This is a genomic window from Nonlabens sp. Asnod3-H03, assembly GCF_045063665.1.
In the GTDB taxonomy this organism is placed as follows: domain Bacteria; phylum Bacteroidota; class Bacteroidia; order Flavobacteriales; family Flavobacteriaceae; genus Nonlabens; species Nonlabens ulvanivorans.
In genome coordinates this window covers 531392-550540 of sequence record NZ_JBEFOD010000008.1, presented here as the reverse complement: position 1 = coordinate 550540, position 19149 = coordinate 531392, and the positions used below count along the sequence as shown (strand labels likewise).

Annotated in this window: 21 protein-coding genes; 7 read left to right on the top strand and 14 right to left on the bottom strand. The window is 33.9% G+C overall.

The features are described 5' to 3' along the window. Window positions 1-16: 16 nt before the first annotated feature. The 3 genes from ACJJVI_RS05750 to rnr all read right to left on the bottom strand — a co-directional run bounded on the left by ACJJVI_RS05750 (window position 17) and on the right by rnr (window position 3869). Complete coding sequence (locus ACJJVI_RS05750) at window positions 17-691, bottom strand: head GIN domain-containing protein (protein ID WP_036583285.1); 675 nt, start codon at window positions 689-691, stop codon at window positions 17-19. 358 nt (window positions 692-1049) lie between these two features. Then, window positions 1050-1511, bottom strand: a complete 462-nt coding sequence (locus tag ACJJVI_RS05745) for a DUF6265 family protein (protein WP_042269223.1) — start codon at window positions 1509-1511, stop codon at window positions 1050-1052. 159 nt (window positions 1512-1670) lie between these two features. Further along, window positions 1671-3869 (bottom strand): ribonuclease R, encoded by a 2199-nt coding sequence (gene rnr / locus ACJJVI_RS05740; RefSeq protein WP_036583287.1) that lies wholly within the window; start codon window positions 3867-3869, stop codon window positions 1671-1673. Between the two features lie 167 nt (window positions 3870-4036). Here rnr and ACJJVI_RS05735 point away from each other — a divergent pair, with 167 nt between their 5' ends. The 7 genes from ACJJVI_RS05735 to ACJJVI_RS05705 all read left to right on the top strand — a co-directional run bounded on the left by ACJJVI_RS05735 (window position 4037) and on the right by ACJJVI_RS05705 (window position 7599). After that, complete coding sequence (locus ACJJVI_RS05735; protein ID WP_160165400.1) at window positions 4037-4207, top strand: hypothetical protein; 171 nt, start codon at window positions 4037-4039, stop codon at window positions 4205-4207. A gap of 731 nt (window positions 4208-4938) precedes the next feature. Further along, entirely contained in the window at window positions 4939-5370 is a 432-nt protein-coding gene (locus ACJJVI_RS05730) for an RpiB/LacA/LacB family sugar-phosphate isomerase (RefSeq protein ID WP_042269217.1), read from the top strand. A 263-nt stretch (window positions 5371-5633) separates the two neighbouring features. Then, complete coding sequence (locus tag ACJJVI_RS05725; RefSeq protein ID WP_036583290.1) at window positions 5634-5909, top strand: hypothetical protein; 276 nt, start codon at window positions 5634-5636, stop codon at window positions 5907-5909. An 83-nt stretch (window positions 5910-5992) separates the two neighbouring features. Further along, entirely contained in the window at window positions 5993-6253 is a 261-nt protein-coding gene (locus ACJJVI_RS05720; protein ID WP_042245122.1) for a hypothetical protein, read from the top strand. Between the two features lie 2 nt (window positions 6254-6255). Next, complete coding sequence (locus ACJJVI_RS05715; RefSeq protein ID WP_405350948.1) at window positions 6256-6696, top strand: GNAT family N-acetyltransferase; 441 nt, start codon at window positions 6256-6258, stop codon at window positions 6694-6696. Window positions 6697-6698: 2 nt separating this feature from the next. Then, complete coding sequence (locus ACJJVI_RS05710; protein ID WP_405350946.1) at window positions 6699-7322, top strand: Crp/Fnr family transcriptional regulator; 624 nt, start codon at window positions 6699-6701, stop codon at window positions 7320-7322. 70 nt (window positions 7323-7392) lie between these two features. Further along, window positions 7393-7599 carry a DUF2892 domain-containing protein gene (locus ACJJVI_RS05705; RefSeq protein WP_405350944.1) on the top strand — a complete coding sequence of 69 codons (207 nt, stop codon included), beginning with the start codon at window positions 7393-7395 and terminating at the stop codon, window positions 7597-7599. 77 nt (window positions 7600-7676) lie between these two features. On the opposite strand, the gene ACJJVI_RS05700 is transcribed toward ACJJVI_RS05705, so the two are convergent. The 11 genes from ACJJVI_RS05700 to ACJJVI_RS05650 all read right to left on the bottom strand — a co-directional run bounded on the left by ACJJVI_RS05700 (window position 7677) and on the right by ACJJVI_RS05650 (window position 19085). After that, on the bottom strand, window positions 7677-9887 hold the full coding sequence (locus ACJJVI_RS05700) for a TonB-dependent receptor (RefSeq protein WP_405350942.1): 2211 nt from the start codon (window positions 9885-9887) through the stop codon (window positions 7677-7679). A 52-nt stretch (window positions 9888-9939) separates the two neighbouring features. Next, window positions 9940-10257 carry a DUF6660 family protein gene (locus ACJJVI_RS05695; RefSeq protein WP_405350940.1) on the bottom strand — a complete coding sequence of 106 codons (318 nt, stop codon included), beginning with the start codon at window positions 10255-10257 and terminating at the stop codon, window positions 9940-9942. Window positions 10258-10284: 27 nt separating this feature from the next. Then, a complete protein-coding gene (locus ACJJVI_RS05690) occupies window positions 10285-11241 on the bottom strand; it encodes an L-threonylcarbamoyladenylate synthase (RefSeq protein ID WP_405350939.1) in 957 nt (318 codons plus the stop codon). Window positions 11242-11367: 126 nt separating this feature from the next. Continuing rightward, the gene (gene arsB, locus ACJJVI_RS05685) at window positions 11368-12399 is read right to left on the bottom strand and encodes an ACR3 family arsenite efflux transporter (RefSeq protein ID WP_397302318.1); all 1032 of its coding nucleotides are present in this window, start codon (window positions 12397-12399) and stop codon (window positions 11368-11370) included. Further along, on the bottom strand, window positions 12396-13007 hold the full coding sequence (locus ACJJVI_RS05680) for a low molecular weight phosphatase family protein (protein ID WP_405350937.1): 612 nt from the start codon (window positions 13005-13007) through the stop codon (window positions 12396-12398). The genes arsB and ACJJVI_RS05680 overlap by 4 nt, the downstream gene beginning before the upstream one ends. 16 nt (window positions 13008-13023) lie before the next feature. Then, window positions 13024-13494 (bottom strand): DUF6428 family protein, encoded by a 471-nt coding sequence (locus tag ACJJVI_RS05675; RefSeq protein WP_036583311.1) that lies wholly within the window; start codon window positions 13492-13494, stop codon window positions 13024-13026. A gap of 46 nt (window positions 13495-13540) precedes the next feature. Next, window positions 13541-13873 carry a helix-turn-helix transcriptional regulator gene (locus ACJJVI_RS05670; RefSeq protein ID WP_036583313.1) on the bottom strand — a complete coding sequence of 111 codons (333 nt, stop codon included), beginning with the start codon at window positions 13871-13873 and terminating at the stop codon, window positions 13541-13543. 51 nt (window positions 13874-13924) lie between these two features. After that, on the bottom strand, window positions 13925-14983 hold the full coding sequence (locus ACJJVI_RS05665) for an OmpA family protein (protein WP_405350934.1): 1059 nt from the start codon (window positions 14981-14983) through the stop codon (window positions 13925-13927). Between the two features lie 2 nt (window positions 14984-14985). Next, window positions 14986-16629, bottom strand: coding sequence for a S41 family peptidase (locus tag ACJJVI_RS05660; RefSeq protein ID WP_405350932.1), 1644 nt, complete (start codon window positions 16627-16629; stop codon window positions 14986-14988). A gap of 111 nt (window positions 16630-16740) precedes the next feature. Then, window positions 16741-17118, bottom strand: coding sequence for a ribonuclease P protein component (gene rnpA, locus ACJJVI_RS05655; RefSeq protein WP_405350930.1), 378 nt, complete (start codon window positions 17116-17118; stop codon window positions 16741-16743). A gap of 104 nt (window positions 17119-17222) precedes the next feature. Next, window positions 17223-19085: a M1 family metallopeptidase gene (locus ACJJVI_RS05650; RefSeq protein WP_405350928.1), complete on the bottom strand. Its 1863-nt coding sequence runs from the start codon at window positions 19083-19085 to the stop codon at window positions 17223-17225. Window positions 19086-19149 lie beyond the last annotated feature (64 nt).

Genomic DNA, 19149 nt, shown 5'->3' with positions numbered 1-19149 from the left:
TACTTAATAAGTTGTCTTAATCCCTTATCTCAATACGTCCACCTGCAAAAGTTTTTTTAGAAATTTCTTGTGGATTACCATAGACTATAACATCACCGCCTGCCTGAATATTAATATCTACAGCGTTAGTGGCATATACTTCTACTTCTCCACCAGCTCTAAGTTTTACTTTGGTACGTTTTGATTTAAGATCTTGGTTCTCTACAATTCCACCAGTATTGACGTTAACGATTTGTTGATCTACAGTACCACTTACTTCAGTAATTCCACCAGATACGGCTTTAATCTCAAGATATTCTACCATTACACCAGCTTTAACTCGAGCGCCTTCTTGTACTCTAATCTCTAATTGTGGTTGTTCTATAAGTTCATTAGACGTGATAAAGGCACCTTCATTTCCATCAATTACTTTTAAATCTGTGTAGTGAACATGGACAAAAGTTTCTGTACCATCAAATTGTTTATCAAAAGCCATGCGTATTTTCAAAGTTCCATTTTTGTGAACATACTCTACATCACTAGCATCGTGACCAGAAATAACAATTTTATTAACGTCAGATTTTACAAGATTAACAGTGATTAAATCATAGACTTTAATAGTATCAAAGTTACCTAACTCAACTTCCCTAGGGTTTTGAGAAAAACTGAATGCCGTAACAAATAAGAACAAAAATAGAGTTGAAATTTTCATGTGTATCATTTTTATAAAGATGTCATACAAATGATTTTGTTACAGTAAACGAAAAAAGGTAGTCTATCATATGACAAACTACCTTTCATACTAACCAAAAAAACTCTACTTTTTTGAAATGATATTTTGATATTTAGGGAATATCTAAAATATCTTTATGTACTACTTTTTTCAGGGGAAAAATGTAAATACACTTTCTTAGTTAACTAACCAGGATAACCGATACAAATATCTAGCCTTTTACCTAGGGTAGTTAAAATGTGATTTAGTAAAATTATTTTATAGATTAAAATACAAAATCATAGATGAAATACAGTAAAAATGGTTTTTACTATTATCATTAAAATTTAAAACCGTCTTATCTTCTTTTAAAAATATAATCGATTGACATCTGATCACTATAAACTTGTGCTTTAAGGCTATCGTTTATAATAGAATATTTAATGTGAGTAGGAAACTCATTTTCTAAATTTACTGCTGTAAAACTTTTACTAGTAAATTCTTTAATTTCAAAAATAGTAGGAGATTCATTGACACCTGTAACTTGAAGTACCCATCTATTATCATTTTTAACTAATATATTAAGTGGCTTGATAGCTAATTTTTCTTCAAAAACAGTGTCGTTTTCTTCTAGAGTAAAACCATGACCTAAAAAGCTTCCATCGATTTGCATCCTCCAATTTTCAAAAGTACTTCTACCATCTCTATCATCTACTCTTTGCCATTTACCTTGTAACCAGCTTAACTGAGGTCCTTTAGAAAAATCTCTCTTACAAGAAACGAGTGAGCATATCGTTAATAATAATAATATTCTTTTCATAACTAGTGTCTTTTACCTTTCCAGGTTCCACCATATTTATAAAAAGGTAAAGACTGGTGATTTTCTGTGCAGGTCTTGCAACAAAAAATCCAGTCTTTACCTTTAGTAATCTGTATGCGATACATAACTGTATCTTCTTTTTTACAGGTATAACAATGCTTAGTTTTCAACAGCTTCTTTACTACCTATCATCCAGAAATCTAGATGTTTCTTAACAAGATCTGCATTTTTTACTTTTACATAAACCTCGTCACCTAATCTGTAAGCGTTTTTAGTCTTGCGACCTATCACTGCAAACTCTTCTTCTACAAATTCATAACTATCATCATCTAGATCTCCTAAACGTATCATTCCTTCACACTTATTAGAAATAATTTCTACATAAATTCCCCAATCGGTAACTCCAGAAATAACACCTAAGAACTGCTCGTCTTCATGATCCTTCATGAACTTAACCTGCATGTACTTGATAGAATCACGTTCTGCCTTAGTAGCTAGAATTTCCATGTTAGTAGAATGGTGACACTTTTCTTCATAGAGCTCTTCACTTACACTTTTTCCTTTATCTAGATAATGTTGTAATAGTCTATGGACCATCACGTCTGGATAACGACGTATAGGTGAAGTAAAGTGAGAATAATAATCAAACGCTAGACCGTAATGACCTATGTTTTGTGTAGAATACTCTGCCTTGGACATGGTTCTAATAGCAAGTGTATCGACCATGTTTTGCTCTTTATTCCCTTTTACATCACTCAATAATTTGTTTAAAGATTGAGTAACATGTTTGCGATCTCTTAAGTCTAGTTTATGACCAAAACGAGTCACAATTTTTGCAAGTGCTCCTAGTTTTTCATCATTAGGCTCATCGTGAATACGATAAACAAAAGTATGTTTAGGATCACGTTTTCCTATAAATGCAGCTACTTTTCTATTAGCCAATAGCATAAATTCTTCAATTAACTTATTAGCATCTTTAGAGGTTTTAAAATAAACACCTACTGGCTCACTGTTATCATTAAGATTAAATTTAACCTCAGTTTTATCAAAGCTTAATGCACCTTGTACCATACGTTCATTACGCATCTTTTTTGCGATACTGTCTAAGGTAAGAGTTGCTTCTACAATGGCAGGATCTGCAGTTGTATCTTTTTGAGTAAGTGATATGTCTGCAGGAATTTCTCCTTTACCAGTCTCAATAATGTGCTGTGCTTCTTCATAAGCAAAACGTTGATCTGAATGAATGATAGTACGACCAAACCACTGTTTATAAACCTTTCCACTATCGTCCATTTCAAATACAGCAGAAAAACAAAGTTTATCCTCGTGTGGATTTAAAGAACATACACCATTTGATAATACCTCTGGTAACATAGGTACTACTCTATCAACTAAATATACAGAAGTTGCCCGTTCATATGCTTCATCATCTAGTGGCGTTCCTTCTTTTACATAATGACTTACATCTGCAATATGGATTCCTATTTCATAATGACCATTTTCTAATTTTTCAAAAGAAAGTGCATCATCAAAATCTTTGGCATCTGCTGGATCAATAGTATAAGTAAGCGATTCTCGCATATCGCGACGTTTACTTATTTCTTTATCTGTTATGGTTTTATCTAGCTGGTCTGCATATTCTTCTACAGTTGTAGGGAATTCATATGGCAAACCATATTGTGCTAGTATAGCGTGAATTTCAGTATTATGCTCACCAGGTTCTCCTAAAACAGCTTTTACTTTACCGTTAGGTGAATCTTGCTTATCATTCCATTCTACAAATTCAACTAGAACTACTTGTCCATCTTTTGCACCATTAATCTCGCGACCTGGTATAAAGAAATCTGTTTGAATTTTTGGATCGGTAACGTTTACAAAAGCAAATTTTTCATGTACTTGTATAGTACCTACAAATTCAGTTTTCTTACGTTCTATTACTTTAGTAATTTCTCCTTCAGGCTGTTGACCTCTTCTTCTATGATAAACATATACTTCTACCTGATCACCATTTAAGGCCTGACCTAATGAACGACGCGGAATCATAATATCTTCCTGTAATTCTTCTGTAATAACATATCCCGTACCACGTGTACTGATATCTATAGTACCGGTATAATAATCAATTGCTTTTATTATTTTAAACTTACCACGACCTGTTTCTTCAATTTGAGCTTTGGCTTTTAATTGGTGAAGTCTTTTTATAACTTGATTACGTGTACTAGCGTCTGTTATTGAGAGCTTTGCACATATTTGTTTATAATTAAAATCCTTATTAGGTTCTTGTTTTAATACATTCAGCACTGATTGACTGAGGTTTTGAAACTTTGTTTTTGAGTTTCTTTTTTTCTTCTTCTTCATATTCTATTTATACTTCTACAAAGTTAATCTTTTAAAACTCTGAGAGATTATAACTCGTTTATACTTTGATTATTAATGATTTAATATACCGTTATTAACAATTATTTAAGAAATAGCTGTAACTTTGTATGATGTTAGTCGTCTTATCGATAACAATATTGGAACAAATGGAAACTAGAAAGCCTCTAAAATCAACTTTACTATTTATAGGGATCTTTCTTGTGGGTATACTTCTAGTTGTTCTTTTTGTTAATAAAGCATTGGATACAGAACACACTGTAGATAGTTTTGAGGAATCTTCACCTCTTATTGAAAATACAACGACTACTAGTGCTTAACTAGATATTACTTATTAAATAATCACCAATTTATATCCTAGTTAGATTCAATACTTAACTTAGAAATCAATCTATCGATATTTTTTAAAAGTGATTATTAAAATATTTATAAATCATATCAACTACACCATGCATTTACTATTCCAAAAAGAATTTTAAAGAAATTCTTTTGTTCCACAATATTGATTCGTTTCTTCTTTAATCATCGTATTGAATTTTTATCGTTTTCAACGTTATCCACATTATAAACAATATCATTTTTTCTTTTTTAAAAATTTAAATAAAATTGATGATGATGATGTAGTGTGAATAGCGGTATATCTTTTTACTAAATAATTAGGAACTTGTTACTTTTACAACTTATCGCTACTTATCCACATGTTATACTAACGTTAACTAATTGTAAAGTAAGTTTCTAATGTAAACGAGCTAGGTTTATACACAGTTGTTGACAACCCTTATTCACATCAAAATGTACATAAACTAGCTATATATTTTATGTTAATGAACATCATTTTAGGTCTGAAAAGTCAGTCTTAAATAGGTGAGTTATATTTTGGTTATCTCAATTTTAAATGGATATGGGTTATTAAACCTTCACTTCCTAATGTTTTCTTTCAATTGATATCAACAGGTTATCTATTGTTTATGAATAGTGTAAAACCATCGATGTTAATAACCCTAGATTATCAATAACTAGACTTAAATTTGTATCATAAAACACCGCTATCATGAACATCTCTATAGGAAACGATCACGCAGGACCAGATTATAAACAAGCTATTGTTAATATGCTTAAAGAAAGAGGTCATCAAGTAACTAATCATGGAACAAATACTTTAGATAGTGTTGATTATCCTGACTTTGCTCACAAGGTAGGGCAGGATGTTGATAACCACGCGGCAGATCTAGGTGTAGTTATTTGCGGTAGTGCACAAGGTGTCTCTATGACCGTTAATAAGTATCAAAATGTTCGTGGCGCAGTATGTTGGACCAAAGAAATTGCAGGACTAGCACGCGAGCACAATAATGCAAATATCATCTGTATACCAGCACGTTTCACTTCTATACCACAGGCTATTGCCATGGTAGAGACTTTTTTAGATACAGAATTTGCAGGTGGACGCCATGCAAATCGTGTGAATAAGATAGCTTGTTCATAAGTACGCTTTCGCGAAAGCGGGATACTCCACAACATAGTAGATGATGTTGTTATCTGGTGGATCACTAGCTGATTATTTTCTACTACTTTTTATATTTATAATACTACCTAGTGGTATACTATTTTTGATTACTAGGTATTTAGTATTTAGGTATATATTTTTAACAATGGAAAATAGATGGTATAGAATTTTTACTGGCTTGTTGTTTTATATATTATCATTAACTGTAGTGATCTTGTGTATTTATTTTTATAATTACTAGTATGAATCTTAATAAAAGGCAAGAGTATCTAGATCTAGGTAATGCATTACCTAATCAATATTATCACTTAAAATTTGATAATCATTGCTATTGGCGCATTGCTTTAGACAATACTTTATTTGCAAAATGGAGTGAAGTAGTACCAGCTCCAGCTTATAGAAATATTACAGAGGATCAATTAGATTATGCAATCCATTTATTAAAAAGCTATCAAAAAGACGAGCAACTTTTATTAGAACACAATCGTATATCTTTAATTTATCGCGGTAAGAAATAGTACGATAATTAGACTATACAAATAATAATTAATTTAAATAGGTGAGTCACGATTTGTGATTTTCATTTGTGTGTAAAGTGAATATGAGAAAAGAAGCTTCTATTATAATACATCAATTAAGAACAGCGGTTCATCCTCAAAAGAAATTGATGGAGATATGGCGTGATCTTGAAGAATTTGATGAAAAAGATCGAGAAGAAACACTGGATGATTTAGATGCTAGACGTCAAGAACTTATGGCGACTGGCGATGAAGAATTTGGAAATATGCTAGAGAAAATAATTACTGACATAAGAATAGGAGTGAAGCCACCGCAACCTAAAGTGGTTCCAAAACAATTTTAAAAATGGAAGTAATAGTTAAATCATTTTCTGACTTTAATATTCAAGAATTATATGATGTACTACAATTGCGTACTGAAGTTTTTGTGGTAGAACAAGACTGTGTTTATCAAGATATGGATGGTAAGGATCAAAAAGCTATTCATATTGTAGGATATGTAAATGATAAACTTGTAGCTTATACTCGTGTGTTTCAACCAGGTGATTATTTTAAACAAGCTAGTATAGGTAGAGTAGTCGTAAATTCTAAAAATCGTGGCGCGGCCTACGGCCAGAAAATAATGAATGCGAGTATTGTTTATTGTAAAAATCAAGGATTTCCATCCATAAAGATATCTGCTCAATGTTATCTAGATAGATTTTATAAAGATTTAGGTTTTATGAATACGGGCGAGAAATACTTAGAAGATGGAATTCCTCATCAAGCGATGACTTTAGAATTTTAATTATGTCCTTTACTGATTTACAGCAACAATTTCCATTTTTTAATAAAGTACTAGTAGAAACCATTAATCGAGAATGTGACATTATTACTGTGCCTCATCATCAAGAGATTTTACGCAAAGGTCAGTATGTAAAGGTGATACCAGTGGTATTAAAAGGACTGTTGCGAGTTTATACTACCCATAATGATAAAGAATTATTACTATATCATATAAAAGCAAGTGAGAGCTGTGTGATGTCCTTTGCAGCAGGTATTAAAAATGGAACCAGTGAGATTTATGCACAGACATTAGAAAATACAGAAATACTTTTACTACCTGCAGACAGACTTAAAAAATGGCTGCAGCAATATCCAGAGTTAAATCTACTTTTTAACTCACAATATGAGATGCGCTATGCAGATTTATTAAACACTATAGAGAATATGGTGTTTCATAAAATGGACGAGCGTATTTTAAATTTACTGCACGATAAAGCAGCATTAACTAATTCTCAAATAATTAAAATATCTCATCAAGCGCTTGCAGACGATCTGGCTACATCTCGAGAGGTGATTAGTCGTGTTTTAAAAAAATTAGAGAACGATAACAAACTTGTTTTATCACATCAAACTATTAAAATTCTTTAGTTGTGACATAAGTCACTTTTTAAGAACGTACACTAGACTACTATTGTATCTCATTTTAAAAGTATAAGTCATGAAGAAGAATTTAGGAAACATCGATAGAATAGTAAGAGTATTATTTGCAGTAATAGTATCTATTTTATTCTTTACTAATGTAATAACAGGTACACTAGGAATTATTTTATTAATTATAGGTGGTGTATTATTAGCCACTAGTTTTATGAACTTTTGTCCATTATATGCAGTTTTAGGGATTAATAGTTGCCCAGTAAAAAAGTAAACAACAGACATAAAAAAAGCTCAATACTTTGAAAGAAACCTTCATCATATTGAGCTTTTAATAAAAGTAAAATTTACTTAATCATCATGATGTCCATGACCGTGATGACTTTTATTACCAAATGGCTTCCATATGATTCCTGCACTTAAGATAAAACCATCTGTAGGCGCATAAATTTCATTAAAAGTAGGTACTCCAGTAATATCTGTAGTGACAGTAGGAGAGTAGCGGCTTTGTCTTCTATCTGTTAGATTTTCAAAATTCATATATAGATTTCCCCAGTCAAAGTTTTTCATAACCAGCAGACCCATCAATAAAAAATCTTGAGAATCTGAGCCATCAAATAAAAGTTGTTTACCAGTATAATAGGTTTCATAACCTATGCGCCATTTCTCATTTTCATACATAATAACGCTACCGGCATTATGTTTTGCAGTCAGTGGTTTTTGAGGATTACCATCTAGATAATTAAGTTGAGTGTCTATAAGTGCATAGTTTAAGAACCATTTAAAATCTTTATAAGAGAATTTAATATTAGTCTCTGCACCGCGACTGAAGGTAAAATCTGTTGCATTTGAATATTTAAACATTCCTGGACTAGTGGCACTGCTATTGAGTAACAATCCGTTATCTATGGCGGTTAAATAAAATAATTGATTAATCGAGAAATTAATCTGATCAGTAATAGCAAACCCATAATCAAAATCTAGATTCATACCATAAGAGGTCTCTGCCACTAATTCATTTTTGTCTATCGCCATTACATTTTGAAAATTCAATCTTTCAGCATCCTCAGTAAATAAATCTGGAATTTTATAACCTAATCCACCACCTAAACGACTTGTAAACCTTCCATCACTTTTATATAATAAAGATGCTCGAGGTAACACAAAAGCACCCCAATCTGTTGTAAAATCTGTACGTAGACCAGTTTCTAATATCCAGTTATTATTAAGATCTGTAATGTTATTTACAAAAGCACCTATGGTAGTATCTTTTTGATCACGTTCATTAATCTGCACGTCTTCGTCAAAGCTAGATGTATATAAATTAGCTCCCAAAACCCAGTCAGTCTTTTTAGAATTAGTTTTATAATTTACCTCAGTAAATGTGTTGACCTGATTACCTTTAAAATCCATATTAGGAATTAGTAGTTCTCTATTAAAATAGGCAACACTATTTTTAAACTGGAAGCTAGAATGATCTGTAAGTTGAGTATCCCATACCGCTTGTGTACTTAACCTGCGCGATATGTTTTGTTCTAGATAACCATTATTATTGCCATCTATAGCATCTAGATTTCCACCTTTACGATCGTCAAATGTACCGTTAAGACCTAGCCACAAGGTTGTTTTCTCACTAGGATAATAAAATACCTTAGGATTTAGTGAAATGGTACGCGCTCGAGGTAAATTTGAATAATTATCTCCATCTGGATCATACTCTTTTTGAGAATTTGCGCTTCCATAAAGCGTCATTCCCCATTTATCATTACGTGCGCTGTAAAATACGTTTCCAGTAACTCCTAGGGCTTGTGTCCCTACTAACATTAAATCTAGCTCTGCCTCATCATCTGGCGTTTTAGACTGCATATTTACCAGTCCTGCAATGGCACCACCACCATATAGTGTAGAAGAACTTCCTTTAATGATTTCAAATTGAGAAATATCTAATGGTGGTACTTGCATGATACTTAATCCACCAGCAAAACCACCGTAAAGTGGAAATCCATCTTTTAACAACTGTGTATATCGACCATCTAACCCTTGTATACGTATGGATTGATTTGCACTGCTTTGAGAGGTTTGTTGCATCTGTATACCGGTGCTTTCTCTCAGTACCATAGCAATATTAGTACTGTTCATTGCTGTTTTTTCAATAAGCTCTTCTCCACCTATAAATTCTACTCGAGTAGGTGTGCGTTTAAAACTACGAGAAGATCGTGTAGACTGTATGACGATTTCTTCCAGTTCGCCTTTTGCCTCGTGTAGTTGAAATGTATAATCCAGTTGATCTGGTATAACAGCAGTAACGGTTTGTTTCTCATATCCTATAAAAGAAATAGTCAGTTCATAAGTTCCAGCCTCTAGGTTGTTAATGGTTCCTTTCCCGTTGATATCCATCATCGCACCTTTTTGGAGATTTTGGATGGTAGCGTTTGCACCTAGTAATGGTTCGTTATTTTCTTCAGATACCACAGTGATGTTGACATCATAGGTTGTTTTGGATTGCGCTTTCGCGAAAGCGTAACACAGCAACAACATGCTGCATAAAATGATTTTTTTCATGTAAAATGTTTAAATAGACTAAAATAAAATGAGCACAATGCTCTTGAAGTTTCTAGCTATTTAATTGTGGTGGCTGCAAGATAGAGCCATCAAACCCGTCATAAACAGGACTGATATAAAAAGAAATTTGTGAATTAATTACCGGTAGTACTATAAACTCTAGTGGCTCAAATTCAAAAGAGATCACATGAACAGAGCAGCAATTACACTGGCAAAATGGTGAGCATTCATCTTCATGATCGTGATTATCATGGTCGTCGATATCTACAGTTTGTTCTACCTCATCATGCTGCTCCATATTACCATCATTACAAGGCATGATGTTGAGTCCTAGAAAATATATCGAGAAGATAAATAATATAACTTTCACAAGACAAAGATACTAAAGCAATCAGAACTATTTAGTAGCTCTTTTTAAGCGATCATTAATGGATTTTCCTAGGTCGTGATCTGGTAATCGTTGTGCTACAATCATGTCTAGATCTAGTTGATCTAGCTCGTGCATTGCGTTATATAATCTAGATGCAGCCTCTTTTAAATGTCCGGTTTTAGATAAATAATTTACCTGCGTTACTGCATAATCTGGATGATCTGTAGAGTGGAGTAGAAGTCCTATTTTTTTACCAGCATGTAGAGCGATAAATTCACTTATGTCATCTACTAGATAAGTTGCCGTACGTGGTGCATAATGCTTCTCGAGCATTCCTGGTGCATTGGGTGCTTGCTCTTTATTATTTTTTACAGTGACAGGTCCTATGATGGACGTGATATCTTCTAATGATATAGAGCCTAGTCTATAAACAACGGCCTTTTCATTTTCAAAGCCTATGATGGTGGACTCGATTCCGTTCTCGCAATTACCACCATCTAATACCATTTCTAGAGAACCATCAAAATAGTTTTTTACATGCTGTGCCGTCGTAGGACTAATATGCGTAAAAGGATTTGCACTAGGTGCCGCTACTGGGAAATCTAAGTTTCTTAATAATTCTAGGGTTAACTCATGCTGCGGCATTCTAATCCCAACAGTATCTTTTCTGGCAGTGATGAGGTCTGGAACATCATTCTTTTTAGGTAAAATAAGTGTTAAAGATCCTGGCCAAAAAGCTTGTGCTAACTGCTGTGCCTTCTCAGGAAAATCTGCTGCCAGTTCCATTACTTGCTCCATGCTATGAATATGCACTATCAGCGGATTGAAAAACGGGCGTTTTTTCATCTCAAAAATCTTCTTAATGGCAGTCTCGCTATAGATATTTCCAGCGAGTCCATAAACGGTCTCGGTAGGAATAGCAACGAGTTCTTCTCTCTTGAGAATTTCGGCAGCTTTTAAGATGTCTTTTGAAACTAGTGTCATGATGCTTTTCCTAAACGTTTTAGGTGCTGCAAATATCGTTGTTATGGTTTATATTTTATTATTTCTCAAGCGCAGAGTTAACCCTACACTCGAGAAATTATAACGATGATTATGACGGTGATTCATCTAATAATACTTCTTCTTCAACCAAAATGCCACACGTACCAGTAATATCAATGCGGGAACTTCTACCAGTGGTCCGATCACACCTGTAAACGCCTGACCAGAATTAAGTCCAAAAACCGCAATAGCAACTGCAATCGCCAGTTCAAAATTATTTCCAGCTGCAGTAAAAGCAATTGCTGCGTTTTCACTGTAGGACGCACCACGATATTTACTGATAAAAAATCCTATCAAGAACATGACTATGAAATAAATCATTAAAGGAACCGCAATCAATAACACATCAAACGGAATTTCAACAATTAACTCACCTTTTAATGAGAACATTAAAATAATAGTAAGCAATAATGCCACTAAAGTAATAGGTGAAATAGCCGGAATAAATACGTTTTCATACCATTCTTTACCACGAGCTTTCACAAGAAAGTAACGACTTAAAATTCCCATTAAAAATGGAATTCCTAGATAGATAGCAACACTTTCTGCAATGGTCGCAATTGATATATCTACAATTGCACCGTCAAAGCCGAAATAAGGCGGCAATACGGTTATAAACAACCATGCATAGAATGAGTATGCAAAAACTTGAAAAACGCTGTTTAAAGCGACTAATCCAGCTCCATATTCAGGAGAACCATCTGCTAGATCATTCCATACTAGTACCATGGCTATACAGCGTGCTAGACCTATTAAAATAAGTCCCACCATATATTCTGGATGATTCTGAAGAAATATTAATGCAAGTGCAAACATCAATACGGGACCTATTACCCAATTTAATAAAAGTGAGATACTTAATATCTTAGTGTTTTTAAAAACGACTGGTAAGAGTTTATAGTCTGCTTTTGCTAGCGGTGGATACATCATTAAAATTAATCCTATTGCAATGGGAATATTAGTCGTTCCACTACTCATGTTGTTAATAGAAGTAGCTATACTAGGTATATAATAACCTAACCCTACACCTATTGCCATGGCTAGAAATATCCATAGGGTTAAGTATTGATTGAGAAAGCTTAGTTTTTTAGTGCTCATAACTTAATTTCTGAAAATACGTATTTTAATTCACTAGCTATTTGAAGACTACGTTCTTTATACGCAGCTGCTTGTCGGTCAGTACCATCAGCGATTTTAGGATCTTCATAAGTTATAGGTATTCTAGCTGAAGCACCTAATATTAGTGGACAACCTTGATCTGCACTCGAGCAAGTCATAATGGCTGCAAATTGCTGCTGTACATTAAATGCTGCATTGAATTTCTTTGAAAATCCAATAATAGGATGATCGGTCTCATCATATCTGATGCTGTAAACAGGATTTTCATCTTGTGATAGTTTTTCAACTTGAAAACCTGCATCTTTTAAAGCTTCAGTAACTTCTGGAAATAACGCTGTAGCTTCTGTACCACCAGAATAACATTGTAAATTATTGATACCATAAAAACTTCCTATAGCCTGTGCCCATGATTGTGAGAGGTGACTACGTCGGGAATTATGAGTGCAAATAAAGTTAAGATTAACCTTTTGTTCATTGTCAATTTGACTTTGAATATAATCTTTAAGTTGGTCTAGGATACGCTTTCGCGAAAGCGTAATTCCATCAATATTTAAGTCTGTAATGGTTTGTTCTAAAGTAGAAAACATCATTTTATATTTTAAGTTAACAACAACCAGATCCTGGCGCACATGTATTTTGGGCTTCAGAAAGTTGAACTTTAGGTTTTTTTAATTGTTCTGGTGGTATACCGCAGGAATCTTTGGCAAGACAATCGGTCAATTTATTGGTAAGTAGAAAGTGTTCACCATTGTAATCGATACCAAATTTACCAATTGTTCCCGCTTGATATTCTACTTCTATTTCTACATCTGGTAGGCCTAATTTATCCTGAGATAGCTCTATAATAGAAACTAATTTTTCTGGATGTAATCGATGATCATAATCGTTTGCTTCCCATAGTTGAAAATTAACTACAGTTTCTAGACGTTCTGTACCACCACAATCTATAAAGTGTTTTACAACTTTACCTACCTCAGTTACATGAAAGTGTGATGGTACCAGACTACCATCTGGTAATTTAAATGCGATTTGTTCTAATTGTGATAGCTGATTTTTAAATGCGGATAGTTTCATAGTATTTCTTTTATTGTAATATTACGATTAATAAATTCAAATTTTTTTAGCAACAATTTGTGTTGTTATCAGTTTCAAGATTTAATAAAGGAGATAGTAAGCTTTTCATGACGTCCCATTTCTCATAATCTAAACAATAACAAGTACTAGTGCCTTCTATATTTCCTTTAATAAGTCCTGCAGTTTTAAGTGCTTTTAAGTGTTGAGATATAGTAGGTTGTGCTAGTCCTATTTCTAAAACTAGATCACCACATATACAAGTATCTTGTTTTAATAAGTATTGTACAATGGCTATGCGTGCAGGATGACCCAATGCTTTTGCCATTTGAGCCATTTGATTTTGTTGCTCTGTAAATATTTCAGTTTTAGTTGTCCCCATATTCATCGCAATATTACGATGAAGTGATTAAATAAAAAAGAATAATTGCTTTTAATTTTTAGGAGGATCTATTTTAGTGATGTAAAGTTCGACTCTACGGTCTAGTTTATCAATACCACCTAATGGTCTAGTCCTTCCATATCCCTTAAACCTCATACGTGTGTGTTTTACACCACGACTGCGCAATATTTTATATATAGCTAGTGCTCTAGCATGGGATAGATTTGATTTTTTAGTATCTCTATTATATGCGTCTGGATAGGCAGGATTGATACAGCATACATGTCCGTGTATTTCAAAATGAATATCTTCTCTAGCGATTAAAATTTCTGCAACACGATCGAGTAGTGGCTGTGATTCTTCTAAAATCGTAGAACGACCTTTATAGAATAGAATATTCTCTAATCTAATGACCTGACCCTTTTTAAGTTTTTTACTTAAAAGAGACTTAAATGGTTCTTTAGTATTATCAATAGGTGGATCGAGTTTAGTAGGGATATCTAAGAATTCATCTTCTTCGACGACTTCTACAGATACTTCTGGCTCAGTTGTATTACTGGTTTTAATTACTTCTGTACTACTCGGGTTCTCTAAGATAGCAGCGACGACTTTCTTTTCATAGATAGGTATCTCTTTTACCTCTTCTATGGTAAGTTCTTGTTTGCGCAATTTTTTAATGGCAACTCGTTTGGTTTTATCTGCGCTTAAAGAGAATTCGACATCTACACGACGGTTTTGAGCTCTTATTTCTTCAGTTTCTTCTTGATCTAATTCTTCTTCAAGAGCTACTTCTCCTAATCCTTCTACTTTTTTAGAGATGTTCTCTAGTTCTATATCGTGGTTTTCTAACCACTTAGAGACAGTTTCTACTCGTCTATTAGATAAGTCTAAATTATACTCATAACTACCTCTATCATCACAATACCCTAATATTTTTACGGTAAGAATGGGTTTATAAATAAGATCATCAAAGAATGACGTGAGTTGTTTTCCTTCACTAAAAGAGAACTGATCTTTATCCACATCAAAATATACAGAATGTGTGACTGTGATTTGTGAACTAGCACAAAAAGCAGTAAGGAAAGCACATATGTATAGTAATCGCTTCATTCTTATTTTAAAATTCTGTTGTATTTGTTTTGATCTTCTAGAACATTTACAGCTTCTAAAATTTCTGGATTGAATTTTAATTGATAGTTATATAAACCGTCACGATAGAAATATCTTTTAACGATTTCATCAGTTAAAAGGCTCATGATTTCAGCCTTTTTATCTTTCATATCCTTTTTCTTAGCATTATTAATCGCTTCTTGCATAGCCTTATAGCTAGAGTTAATATCATCATCTAGTTCTTCTTTCTCGGCAGTTTTAAATGCTTTTGCAAATGCAGACTCTGTTTCAGTATTAAAATCAAATCCTTTTCTCTCAACCCAATTAACAAAGTCATTAAAATCGGTATCCGTGAATCTAAAACTATCCATATCTGCTACCTGATGATTATAATAATACTCTGTAGCATAGTCAAAGATGGCGTTATCTCTAAGTAAGGCTGTCGTTATAGGTGAGTAAGCTGCGCTTGCTAATTCAATATCTGGTTGTACACCACCGCCATCATAAACGGTACGACCGCTATTTACAGTTTTAAAGGCGTTATAATCTTCTTTTTTAGTGCGCACGGCATTTCCATCTTCATCGCGATTCCAGTAATCTAATGCTTGTATACAACGGCCACTAGGTGTATAATATCTTGAGATGGTTATTTTTACTTGTGTACCATAGGATAGTGGTTTAGGACGTTGTACTAGTCCTTTACCAAAACTACGAGCACCTATTACCACACCACGGTCATAATCTTGTATACTACCACTTACTATTTCACTGGCACTGGCACTGCGTCCATTAATAAGTACAGCCACAGGTATGTCTGGATCATACGCAGGACGTTTTGTAAGGTATGTTTTATTATACTGTTCAACAACAGATTGAGTACTGGTTATCAGTTTGTCTTTCTCTATAAAAAGATTAGAAACAGCAACCGCTTCACTTAATAAACCACCAGGATTGCCTCTTAAATCAAGTATTATTTTAGTAGCTCCTTTTTCTTTTAACGCTACAATTGCAGCCTTAGTTTCTCGAGAAGCTTTCTCATTAAATTTAGATAATACCACATATCCTATTTCTGGGGTTGCCATTTCATAAAAAGGAACGGCATTTACCTCAACTGCCTGTCTTTTAACTTTTGCTGATTTCTCTTTTCCCTGTCGTTTATAAACGATGGATATTTCTGTATCTGCACTACCTTTCAATAAATCACCGGCATTTTCTTTATAGTCCGCTAGCTTGATGCCATCTATTTCTATAATCTCGTCACCTGCTTTAAGTCCTGCAACATCAGCAGGATGGTCTTTCCATGGTTCTACTATAATCACTTTATCATCTCTAGTGCTTACTACAGCACCTATACCTGTGTAAGCGCCACGTCTATTAATGATAGACTTCTCAACTTCTTGTTCTGTCCAGTATTTAGTATAAGGATCCAATTCTGACAGCATTCCTTCTATGGCGTTATCCATTAAGTCTGCTGGATTAGTCTCATCTACATAGTTCATATTTAGCTGTTTATACATTTCTGTGAAAATCTCAATCTGCTTTGCGATTTCAAAAAAGTCATTTTGAAAACTAGCTGTCGTAAAGAAAATAGACGCTCCTAGAATAGGAAGTAAAATCTGTCTTTTAATATTAATGGTACCTTTCATAGTTTTTAACGGTTCTATACGCGTTGCAATAAATATAGGATAAAAACGGTAGATGACTCATTTTCTTGCCGTTTAGTAGCTATTTATAATAGAATACAATTAAAATGCCAATTAATCTTCTAATTGTTGATGTTGCTTGTTTAACTCGATGATTAGCTTTTTAATCAATTGTTGAACGGTTTCAAATTCAGGCATTTTAGGAGATTGAAAAAGAAACATCATTTCAATACTTTTTCCTTTAGGAGTTATTAAGTCATGTTGATTTAAACGATAAGCTTCTCTCAACAACCTTTTAATACGATTGCGATCTGGTGCTTTTTTAAAAAATCGTTTTGAAACGCTGACACCTATTTTATGAGGTTGATCCATGTTTATGAGATTATAAACACAACGTATAGGTCCTTTACGTATAGAAGAACCTTCTGTAAAAAGTAACTCTATAGATTTTTTACTTTTAAGCTTAGTCTCTTTTCCTAGGGTGAAACGCATGATGCAAAGATATGTTTTTAAGAGAATGCTATGATTGAATTTAAGACAACAAAAAAGCAGCTGTAATTAAACAGCTGCTTTTTCAAAATCTAATGGCTGATAACTTACTCTTGTAAAGACCAGTTGTTATTTTCTTTATCCACATCTGCCATGTTATTCATAGGATCAATTTCAACAGATTTTATAGAACGCATATCCACACCGTCTAATTCTAGCTCATAGGTTGGGTAAGCCCAAGCCCAATCATTTAAAACAGTCCAGTTATTGGGTACGGCTTTCTCACCACGCATTTCTTCTAACGGTATGTAAAACCATTTCTCGCTTCCATCATTCATGGTTACTTTAATATCTAGTGGCATAGGCATTAAACCATTACGCTTTAATGATACCACGCTCATGCCGTCTAGACTGCTTAAGTTCTCAATAGAATAATCGATCACGTTTGTAGTCATAGTCCAGTCTCTTAAATACCATTCTAGGTCAAAACCACTTATGCGCTCAGCAACACGTTTAAAATCATTAGGTTCTGGATGCTTGAATTTCCATGTGTTATAATATTCTTTAATTACTTCATCACGTTTTTCATCACCAATAATGTAGCCTAATTGTGCTAAAAAAGTAGCACCTTTATTATAAGCACTAGCACCATATGCACCATTATACTCATAACGATCAGCATGTGTGGTTTGAGGTTGTTCTTTACCAGAATTTGCTAGACCTAGATAACCTCTATAAGAACCACTATTTGCAGTACCTTCATCTTCTCCATTAATGTAAGCCATAGCTTTATTAGAAATAAAGGTGGTAAAACCTTCATCCATCCATTCATGTTTTGCCTCATTAGTAGCAAGAATGTGATTGAACCACGAGTGTGCAAACTCATGAGCAGTAACGCCCATTAAACTACCATAGCTGCGTTCTCCTGTGATTAAAGTACACATGGCATATTCCATACCACCATCACCACCTTGTATCACACTATATTGCTTATAAGGATACTCACCGATGTGCTCGTTGAAGTATTTCAACATTTCATTAGTCTTAGGCTGTAGTTTTTTCCAGTTTTCTTTAATCGCATCATTATCCTTGTATAAAAAGTGAAGTTTTACACCATTTGCACCATTATATACATCATGGATAAAATCTGGATCTGCGCCCCATGCAAAATCATGTACCATAGGTGCGTTAAAATGCCAAGTTAATTTACCGTCTTTACCTTTTGCAGGACCAGAGTTTGCTTTATCATAACCGTGACCTATGTCTTTTGGGTTTTGTAAATATCCAGTTCCACCTACAGTATAATCTTTATCAAGTGTCAATTTCACGTCAAAATTTCCCCATACACCATGAAACTCGCGTCCTATGTATGGACTTGTGTTCCATCCGGTAGCGTCGAATTCTGCCATTTTAGGAAACCATTGTGTCATGGATAGTGCAACGCCTTCTTTGTTATTGCGACCACTTCTACGTACTTGAACAGGAACCTGACCGTTAAAATCTAGTTTTAAAGTAGTAGACTGTCCTGGCGCTAGAGCTTTGGCTAGTTTTACAACTAAAACAGTTCCTTCTTCTTGTGGTTGAAGAGCTGTACCATCTTGTGTCATGTTTGAAACATGTAGATAACCTATTTCATTAGGTTCTAATGCAGCAATTCTAGATCCAACACGTCTATCAGGATCTGCAATGGTGCGAGATCTTACATCCATTTCACTACCTGGTTGAAAAGCATTGAAGAATAAATGATAATAAACTCTGTCTAAAGTCTCTGGAGAATTATTTGTGTAAACTAAGGTCTGTTTTCCCGTATATTGATAACGGTCCACATCCATATCTACATCCATCTTATAGTCTACAGCTTGCTGCCAGTAACCGTTTGCATTGGTGCTTTGGTTAGCTACAACATCTTTTGAAGATCCACAACTTGCAAGTATAACTGCGGTGGTGAGTAGTAAAATGATTTTTTTCATTTGATTGTTGTTGAGTAATTAGGTTATAAATATACCGCTTTCGCGAAAGCGTAAAAAGAAAAGC